This is a genomic window from Streptomyces jumonjinensis (genome assembly GCF_009600885.1).
Classification (GTDB): domain Bacteria; phylum Actinomycetota; class Actinomycetes; order Streptomycetales; family Streptomycetaceae; genus Streptomyces; species Streptomyces jumonjinensis.
This window is the reverse complement of the sequence record NZ_VCLA01000089.1, coordinates 1-9,089: the sequence shown is the minus strand read 5'-3', so window position 1 is coordinate 9,089 and position 9,089 is coordinate 1. Positions and strand designations below refer to the sequence as shown.

The window sequence follows — 9,089 nt, the reverse complement described above, 5'->3', positions numbered from 1 at the left end:
AAGTCGACGACCCCACGACCCCGCCGCACAAGTTAAAGATCAAGCTAGAACTCGTCCGAGGTGTGCGGCAGCAGCGCGGTGCGCGCCGCCGACTCCAGCAGCGCCGCCGCCCCCGGGGTGTGCTCGGCGGCCAGGCCCACCCGGACCAGCTCGGTCGCCCCGATGTCCCCGAGATAGCCCGCCGCCAGCTCCCGTATGCCCAGCGTCAGATCCGCCGCGTCCCCGGTGCGCGTCACCCGCACCCGGTGTCCGTCGCCGTCGGGGGCGGAGACGAGCCGGTACCGCCCGGCGTTCGCCGGCACCCCGGCATCGGTCACCTCCAGCACCAGATCCACCGGAGCCGACCAGACCCGCCCCTCCAGCGCGGCGGCGACGTCGACCACCCGCAGCCAGAGCGCCGGGAACTCCTGGGTGACCGACACCTGGTCCCGGTCGGCCGAGAGCCGCAGCAGCGGTTCGTCCAGCGGACGGCCCCACGCCTTCACCGTGTCGACCAGGTCGATCGAGGTCACATAGCGCCAGAGCGCGGCGGCGACCGCGGGCGACTCCGCCTCCAGGTCGTACACATGGGCCGTCCCCCGGCCCTCGTCGTCGGTCTGGGTGCGGTAGAACACATACCCCGCGGGCTCGGCGCCCGTGTCGCCGATGGTCACCACCCGGGGCGGGCTCAGATCGTCGTCCTCCTCGTCCGCCTCCGGCAGGATGTGCGTACGCCACCAGAAGTCGTCCCGGGCCACCCGGCCCGCGCGCTCCGCCCGCGCCGCCGCGTGCCGGGAGCCGATCACCGCTGGAGCGTCCTCGGCCGGCACCAGCCGCAGCGGCCGGTCGTCGGGCTCGATCCGCAGCTCCAACGGCCGCTCCGCGTCGATCTTCAGGGTGTACGCACGGGTCGCCGGCTCGAATCCGAAGCGTCCGTAGATCCCCGTCTCCGACACCCACAGGGCGGCGAGCGGCTGCCCGGCCGCGGCGCAGCGGTGCCACAGCTCGGCGATCATCCCGCTGAGCACCCCCCGGCGGCGGTGCGTCGGAGCCACCGAAACGAACGTCACACCCGCGCACGGAAGCTCCCCGCCGGGCACCGACAGACTCAGCGGATGGGCGGCCAGCAGCCCCACCAGCTCATCGCCCTCATAGGCCCCGATCGCATCGCAGTGCTCCAGGATCTCCCGGTGCAGCTTGCGCAGGTCGTCCTCGCAGTTCTTCCCCAAGAACACGAGATAGTGCAGGTCCAGGGCGCGTTCGAGCTGCGCCTCCGGAATGGTCCGATACTCCAAGGCGGTCATGGACCGGACGCTAACCCGTCCGGCCGAGTCAGTCATCCGGGTTTTGCGCCGACCCGGTACCGACCCCGGTACCGGCCCCGGTACCGACCCCGGTACCGACCCCGGTACCGGCCTCGGCGTCGGTCCCGGTCCGGGCGGAACGATCACCCCCGCCGTACTCCCGTGGCCGGCCGGGGTGTGGCCGGGGCGGCTCCGCGGGGATGTGCCCGATACTGGGTGCGTTATGGAATTCGTCATCCTTGCTGTAGTCATCGCCCTGGTCGCCGTCGGCGCGATCAGCGGGCTCGTGATCAGCAGCCGCAAGAAGAAGCAGCTGCCGCCATCGGCCCCGCCCACCGCGCCGACCATCACCGCTCCGCCCGCCGAGCCGCATGTCGGCGACGAGGCGGAGACACCGCGGGAAGAACCACGCCGCACCATCGAGGAGGTCGGCCTCCCCCCGGCCGATGAGGCCGCCGCCCCGGTCGCCGTCGAGGAACCGGTCGCCGTCGAACCGGCCGCCCCCGGGATCGAGATCCCGGAACCCACCGAGGGCCGGCTCGTCCGGCTCCGCGCCCGGCTGTCCCGCTCGCAGAACTCGCTGGGCAAGGGGCTGCTCACGCTCCTGTCCCGTGAGCATCTCGACGACGACACCTGGGACGAGATCGAGGAGACGCTGCTCGTCGCCGATGTCGGCGTCGCGCCGACGCAGGAGCTCGTGGAGCGGCTGCGCGAGCGGGTGAAGGTGCTCGGCACCCGGACCCCCGACGGGCTCCGCGCCCTGCTGCGCGAGGAGCTGCTCGCCCTGATCGGCACCGACCTGGACCGTGTGGTCAAGACCGAGAGCGGGCTCGACACCCCCGGCGTCATCATGGTCGTCGGCGTCAACGGCACCGGCAAGACCACCACCACCGGCAAGCTCGCCCGGGTGCTCGTCGCGGACGGCCGCTCGGTCGTCCTCGGCGCCGCGGACACCTTCCGCGCCGCGGCGGCCGACCAGCTCCAGACCTGGGGCGAGCGCGTCGGCGCGCGTACCGTACGCGGGCCGGAGGGCGGCGACCCGGCGTCGATCGCCTTCGACGCGGTCAAGGAGGGCATCGCCGAGGGCGCCGATGTGGTGCTGATCGACACGGCGGGCCGGCTGCACACCAAGACCGGGCTGATGGACGAGCTCGGCAAGGTCAAGCGCGTGGTCGAGAAGCACGGCCCGCTGGACGAGGTGCTGCTCGTCCTGGACGCCACCACCGGGCAGAACGGCCTGGTGCAGGCGCGGGTCTTCGCGGAGGTCGTGGACATCACCGGCATCGTGCTGACCAAGCTGGACGGCACCGCCAAGGGCGGCATCGTCGTCGCGGTCCAGCGGGAGCTGGGCGTGCCGGTGAAGCTGGTCGGTCTGGGCGAGGGCGCGGACGACCTCGCGCCGTTCGAGCCGGAGGCGTTCGTGGACGCGCTGATCGGCGACTGAACCCGCCCCGGCGGTTCATCCGGAAGTGCCCGGCACGCGGGAACGCGGCCGGGCACTTCCGTATCCGGGCACCGTCCCCGCGGTCCGCCCTCGCGGGTTGTCCCCGCGGACCCCGCGGTCCGGCTACGCGGCCGAGCGGTGGCAGATGTACGCCAGCGTCCCCAGGAGCAGCCGGGCCTCGGGCGGCGCGGCTGCCGTGTCCAGGGACGGCGGGCGCAGCCAGTGGACCGGGCCCAGCCCGCCGCGGTCCGACGGCGGGGCCGTGATGTGGTCGCCCGGACCCAGGCAGTGCAGATCCAGATCCGCGTCGTCCCAGCCCATCCGGTACAGCAGCCGGGGCAGCCCCTCCGCCGCGCCCGGCGCGACGAAGAACTGGCAGCGGCCGTCCGGAGTCGCCGACACCGGCCCCAGCGGCAGCCCCATCCGCTCCAGCCGCACCAGCGCCCGGCGGCCGGCGGGCGCGGCCACGTCGAGGATGTCGAAGGCGCGGCCCACGGGCAGCAGCAGCGCCGCGCCCGGCACCCGCGCCCAGGCCTCGGTCACCTCGTCCAGGGTCGCGCCCGCGGGGATCTCGGCGGCGTACGGGAGCGGATGGGCCCCCGGCGCCGCGCAGCCCGCGCTGGAGCAGGAGCAGACGCCGGACTCCGCCCGTGCCCCCGGGACCACGGCCCAGCCCCATAGTCCTGTGTACTCGGCCACCACGGTGCGCTCCGCGGTGCGGTCACGGCGTCGTGAGCCGGAGCGGATGTCCCTGATCCCCCGGCTGCCGCCGATCGTGAAGCCCTTGCCCATGCCCCCTCCAACGGGTCGTGCGCGCCGGTGGTTACGACCCGAAGTCTCCTCATGACACAGCGTCGCAATAAGTGAAGCTAGGGCGGCGTGTGGTGGCGCGAGGGGGAGCGCGCACGGTGTCGCACTACTCCATATGCGCCAATCCGCCGCCTTCTGATCGTCGCCTGTCAAGTGAATCGCGCCTGACGCAAGGGGAGTTCATTCGAAGGGGTGGCGAATGGTGGCGTTTCCGGAATCCGCCTCGGCGTGAGGGTGATCGTAGGATTACTTTCGGTGCGCGGGCCCGGTGAGTTCGCGTGCGCTCATGGGTATGCCGGGGGCATCCCGATTTCCTGTGCGGGTTTTCGGTGGAGACCGTGTCCGCCGGGCGAGGGGCCTCAACTCACGGCATTCTGATATGGGTTCGAGTGGCAGGGTTTCATGGATGGGGGCGTTCCAGTGGACGGCAGCGGCGCCGGTACGAATGCCGGCAAGCGTCCGAACGAGCGGCTGCGCTCATGGTTCGTGCGCAGCGGTTGGTCCAAGGGCGAGCTGGCCCGCCAGGTCAACCGCCGGGCCCGGCAGCTGGGCGCGCACCACATCAGCACCGACACCTCGCGGGTCAGGCGGTGGCTCGACGGCGAGCAGCCCCGTGAGCCGATCCCGCGCATCCTCTCCGAGCTGTTCTCCGAGCGCTTCGGCACCGTCATCGCCATCGAGGAGCTGGGGCTGCGGAGCGCGCACCAGTCGCCGTCCGACTCCGGGGTCGACCTGCCCTGGGCGGGGCCGCAGACCGTCACCCTGCTCAGCGAGTTCTCCCGCAGCGATCTGATGCTCGCCCGGCGCGGCTTCCTCGGCACCTCGCTGGCGCTGGCCGCCGGGCCCGCCCTGGTCGAGCCCATGCAGCGCTGGCTGGTGCCCGCCCCGGGCGCGGGCCCCGCTCCCGAGACCGCCGCGCAGCCGTCGCCCACCCGGCTCTCCGGCCCCGGGCTGGAGCTGCTGGAGTCCACCACCGCGATGTTCCGCACCTGGGACGCCCAGTGCGGCGGCGGGCTGCGGCGCAAGGCCGTCGTGGGCCAGCTCCACGAGGTCACCGATCTGCTCCAGGAGTCCCATCCCGAGGCCACCCGCCGCCGGCTGTTCACCTGCGCCGCCGAGCTCGCCGAGCTCGCCGGCTGGATGAGCTACGACGTGGGCCTCCAGCCCACCGCGCAGAAGTACTTCGTGCTCGCGCTGCACGCCGCGAAGGAGGCGGGCGACCGTCCCCTCGGCTCGTACATCCTCTCCTCCATGAGCCGTCAGATGATCCATCTGGGCCGCCCCGACGACGCCCTGGAGCTGATCCATCTCGCGCAGTACGGCAGCCGCGACTGCGCCACCGCGCGCACCCAGGCGATGCTGTACGCGATGGAGGCCCGCGCCTACGCCAATATGGGCCAGCCCAGCAAGTGCAAGCGGGCCGTCCGGATGGCCGAGGACACCTTCTCCGACGCCGGAGCGGACGGCGAGCCCGAGCCCGACTGGATCCAGTTCTTCTCCGAGGCCGAGCTGAACGGGGAGAACGCCCACTCCTACCGCGATCTCGCCTATGTGGCCGGCCGCAGCCCGACCTATGCCTCGCTCGCCGAGCCGGTGATGCGGCGGGCGGTGGAGCTCTTCGAGAAGGACGACGTCCACCAGCGGTCGTACGCCCTCAATGTGATCGGCATGGCCACCGTCCATCTGCTCAAACGAGAGCCCGAGCACGCCACCGCGCTGGCGTCCGAGGCCCTCACCGTCGCCAAGCGGGTGCGCTCCGAGCGCGTCAACACCAGGCTGCGCAAGACCGTCGACACGGCCGCACGGGACTTCGGCGATGTGGCCGAGGTCGTGCACTTCACCGATCTGCTCACCGCCCAGCTCCCGGAGACCGCCGAGGCCGTCTGAGCCGGGCGGGCCGGGCGCGTCCCGGCCTGCGCCCGTTCATGGCCGCGTAACACGGCGGACTCCTTCGTCACCACGGTGAAACATCGTGCGGCATCGGCGGAAACCGCGCTGCGCCAACCTCATGGCGCATAACCGGCCCGCCGCCCGACCAACTCAGGCACCCGCCCGACTCGCTCGGGCGACCCGCCCGATCCGCTCAGGCTCCGCCCGCACGAGGCCGCACGACGACGAGGAGACGCCGATGCCCCAAGGCATCTCGACGCTAGCCGCGGACGCACCCGCACTGTCCCCCGCCAACACCGGCTTCCTGCTCATCTGCTCCGCCCTGGTGATGCTGATGACACCGGCCCTCGCCTTCTTCTACGGCGGCATGGTCCGGGTCAAGTCCGCCCTCAACATGCTGATGATGAGCTTCATCAGCCTCGGCATCGTCACCGTTCTCTGGGTGCTCTACGGATTCGGCATCGCCTTCGGCGCCGACCACGGCTCCGTCATCGGCTGGTCCGCCGAGTACGCGGGGCTCAGCGGCATCGGCCTCACCGAACTGTGGGACGGCTACACCGTCCCCGTCTATGTCTTCGCCGTCTTCCAGCTGATGTTCGCGGTCATCACCCCCGCCCTGATCAGCGGCGCGCTCGCGGACCGGGTCAAGTTCTCCGCCTGGGCGCTGTTCATCGCCCTGTGGGCCACCGTCGTCTACTTCCCGGTCGCGCACTGGGTCTGGGGCGCGGGCGGCTGGCTCTTCGAGATGGGCGTCATCGACTTCGCGGGCGGCACCGCCGTCCATGTCAACGCGGGCGCCGCCGCCCTCGGCGTCATTCTCGTCATCGGCAAGCGGGCCGGGTTCGGCAAGGACCCCATGCGCCCCCACAGCCTGCCGCTCGTCATGCTCGGCGCGGGCCTGCTCTGGTTCGGCTGGTTCGGCTTCAACGCCGGATCATGGCTCGGCAACGACGACGGCGTCGGCGCGGTGATGTTCCTCAACACCCAGGTCGCCGCCGCGGCGGCGATGCTCGGCTGGCTGGCGTACGAGAAGATCCGCCACGGCGCGTTCACCACCCTCGGCGCCGCGTCCGGCGCGGTCGCGGGCCTGGTCGCCATCACCCCGGCCGGCGGCTCCTGCTCCCCGCTCGGCGCCATCGCCATCGGCGCGATCTCCGGAGTGCTCTGCGCCATGGCCGTGAGCCTGAAGTTCCGGTTCGGCTACGACGACTCCCTCGACGTCGTCGGCGTCCATCTCGTCGGCGGTGTCGCCGGCTCCCTCCTGGTCGGTCTCTTCGCCACCGGAGGCGTCCAGTCCGAGGCCAGGGGGCTGTTCTACGGCGGCGGTCTCGAACAGCTGGGCAAGCAGGCCATCGGGGTCTTCGCGGTGCTGGCCTACTCCCTGGCGGTCTCCGCCGTGCTCGCCTTCGTTCTGGAGCGGACGATGGGCATGCGGGTGGACGAGGACGCCGAGATCTCCGGCATCGACCGGAACGAGCACGCGGAGACGGCCTACGACTTCAGCGGCGCGGGCGGCGGCATCGGCTCCCACAAGCCCTCGGCGGCGATCGGAGCCGTGTCGAGCGAGGTCCCGGCGGCGACCGGCGACCGGAACAGGAAGGTGGACGCATGAAGCTCATCACCGCGGTCGTCAAACCGCACCGGCTCGACGAGATCAAAGAGGCGCTCCAGGCCTTCGGGGTCCAGGGCCTCACCGTCAGCGAGGCCAGCGGATACGGCCGCCAGCGCGGCCACACCGAGGTCTACCGGGGCGCGGAGTACACCGTCGACCTGGTGCCCAAGATCCGTATCGAGGTGCTGGTCGAGGACGAGGACGCCGATCAGCTCATCGAGGTGATCGTCAAGTCGGCCCGTACCGGAAAGATCGGCGACGGGAAGGTGTGGAGCATCCCGGTCGACACCGCCGTACGCGTGCGGACGGGCGAACGCGGCCCCGACGCGCTGTAGGGCCTGATCCGGACGGGCTACAGGGACTGATCCGTCGGACAGGCCCTGCCGCCCGCCCCGCCCCCGTCAGCCCCTGTTCCGAGAAGCTGTGAGACACCCCGGGAAACACGGGGAGCACGGAGAGAGGTCGGTCCGGTGTCGAGCCTTGAGGTGATGACCGAAGCGGAGGACTCCGGACCCAGCGGTTACGCGGCGGCCCGGCTGCTCCTGCTCAACGGGCAGGAGTCGGCCGGGCCGCCGCGCCGGGCCGCCCTCGCCCGGCTGACCGACCGATGGCTCTCCGCGCTCTTCACCGCCGCCCGGCGGGACACCGGGGTCCACGCCGCCGCCCTGGTCGCCGTCGGCGGCTACGGCCGCGGCGAGCTCTCCCCCCGCAGCGACCTCGATCTGCTGCTGCTCCACGACCCGTCCGCCGACCCCGCAGCCGTCGCCGCCCTCGCCGACCGCGTCTGGTACCCGGTCTGGGACCTGGGACTCTCCCTCGACCACTCGGTGCGCACCGTCGCCGGGGCCCGGCGCACCGCGGCCGAGGACCTCAAGGCCCAGCTCGGACTGCTGGACGCCCGCCCGGTCGCCGGCGACCTCGCCCAGCTCACGGCCCTGCGCACCGCCGTGCTCGCCGACTGGCGCAACCAGGCGCACAAGCGCCTCCCCGAACTCGGCGAGCTCTGCCGTGAGCGGGCCGCGCGCCAGGGCGAGCTGCGCTTTCTGCTGGAACCCGACCTCAAGGAGGCGCGCGGCGGACTGCGGGACGCCACCGCCCTGCGGGCCGTCGCCGCCTCCTGGCTCGCCGACGCCCCCCGCGAAGGTCTCGCCGAGGCCCGCCGGACCCTGCTCGACGCCCGCGACGCCCTGCATCTCACCACCGGCCGGGCCACCGACCGGCTCGCCCTCCAGGAACAGGACCAGGTCGCGGGCGCCCTCGGCCTGCCCGACGCCGACGCGCTCCTGCGGCGGCTGTACGAAGCCGCCCGGACCGTGTCGTACGCCTCCGACGTCACCTGGCGCGAGGTCGACCGGGTGATCAAGGCGCGCTCGGCGCGGTCCCGGCTGAGCGCGCTCCGCCGGGGCGGTCGCCGGACCGGCCCCGGACGTACCCCGCTCGCCGAAGGCGTCGTGGAACAGGACGGCGAGGCCGTGCTCGCCCGTACCGCCAGACCGGAACGGGACCCGGTGCTCCCGCTGCGGGCCGCCGCCGCTGCCGCCCGGTCCGCGCTGCCGCTCTCCCGGCACGCCGTACGCCGGCTCGCCGATGCCGCCCCACCGCTGCCGGTTCCCTGGCCCGCCGAAGCCCGCGAGGCATTCGTCGTACTGCTCGGCGCCGGCACGCCCACCGTCCCCGTCTGGGAGGCGCTGGAGGCCGAGGGGCTGATCACCCGCCTGCTGCCGGAGTGGGAACGGGTCCGCTGCCGCCCCCAGCGCAACGCCGTCCACACCTGGACCGTCGACCGCCATCTGGTGGAGACCGCTGTACGGGCCGCCGCGCTCACCCGCCGCGTCAGCCGACCCGATCTGCTGCTGGTCTCCGCCCTCCTCCACGACATCGGCAAAGGCCGGCCCGGCGACCACTCCACCGCGGGCGAGGCCATCGCCCTGGACATGGCGGAACGGATGGGATGCGACCGCGCCGACGCGACCGTCATCGCCGCCCTCGTCCGCCACCATCTGCTGCTCGCCGAGACGGCCACCCGGCGGGACCTGGACGATCCCGCCAC

The 9,089-nt window shown here is 72.7% G+C and carries 7 protein-coding genes; 5 read left to right on the top strand and 2 right to left on the bottom strand.

Annotated features, from left to right (window positions below):
* Positions 1-44: 44 nt before the first annotated feature.
* Positions 45-1,283, bottom strand: a complete 1,239-nt coding sequence (locus FF041_RS11060; protein WP_153522543.1) for a GNAT family N-acetyltransferase — start codon at positions 1,281-1,283, stop codon at positions 45-47.
* A gap of 223 nt (positions 1,284-1,506) precedes the next feature.
* On the opposite strand from FF041_RS11060, the gene ftsY reads away from it, so the two are divergent.
* Positions 1,507-2,727 (top strand): signal recognition particle-docking protein FtsY, encoded by a 1,221-nt coding sequence (ftsY, locus tag FF041_RS11055; protein WP_153522541.1) that lies wholly within the window; start codon positions 1,507-1,509, stop codon positions 2,725-2,727.
* A 123-nt stretch (positions 2,728-2,850) separates the two neighbouring features.
* Here ftsY and FF041_RS11050 read toward each other — a convergent pair whose 3' ends face one another.
* Positions 2,851-3,519 (bottom strand): bifunctional DNA primase/polymerase, encoded by a 669-nt coding sequence (locus FF041_RS11050; protein ID WP_153486290.1) that lies wholly within the window; start codon positions 3,517-3,519, stop codon positions 2,851-2,853.
* Positions 3,520-3,957: 438 nt separating this feature from the next.
* Between FF041_RS11050 and nsdA the strand changes: the two genes are divergently transcribed.
* From nsdA to FF041_RS11030, 4 genes are all read left to right on the top strand, one after another.
* A complete protein-coding gene (gene nsdA / locus FF041_RS11045) occupies positions 3,958-5,424 on the top strand; it encodes a transcriptional repressor NsdA (RefSeq protein ID WP_323391659.1) in 1,467 nt (488 codons plus the stop codon).
* Positions 5,425-5,665: 241 nt separating this feature from the next.
* Positions 5,666-7,039 (top strand): ammonium transporter, encoded by a 1,374-nt coding sequence (locus FF041_RS11040; protein ID WP_153522537.1) that lies wholly within the window; start codon positions 5,666-5,668, stop codon positions 7,037-7,039.
* Positions 7,036-7,374, top strand: coding sequence for a P-II family nitrogen regulator (locus FF041_RS11035; RefSeq protein WP_153522535.1), 339 nt, complete (start codon positions 7,036-7,038; stop codon positions 7,372-7,374). Before FF041_RS11040 ends, FF041_RS11035 begins: the two co-directional genes overlap by 4 nt.
* Before the next feature lie 153 nt (positions 7,375-7,527).
* Positions 7,528-9,089 (top strand): [protein-PII] uridylyltransferase (locus FF041_RS11030; RefSeq protein WP_153522525.1); only part of this gene is annotated, 1,562 nt, incomplete at its 3' end.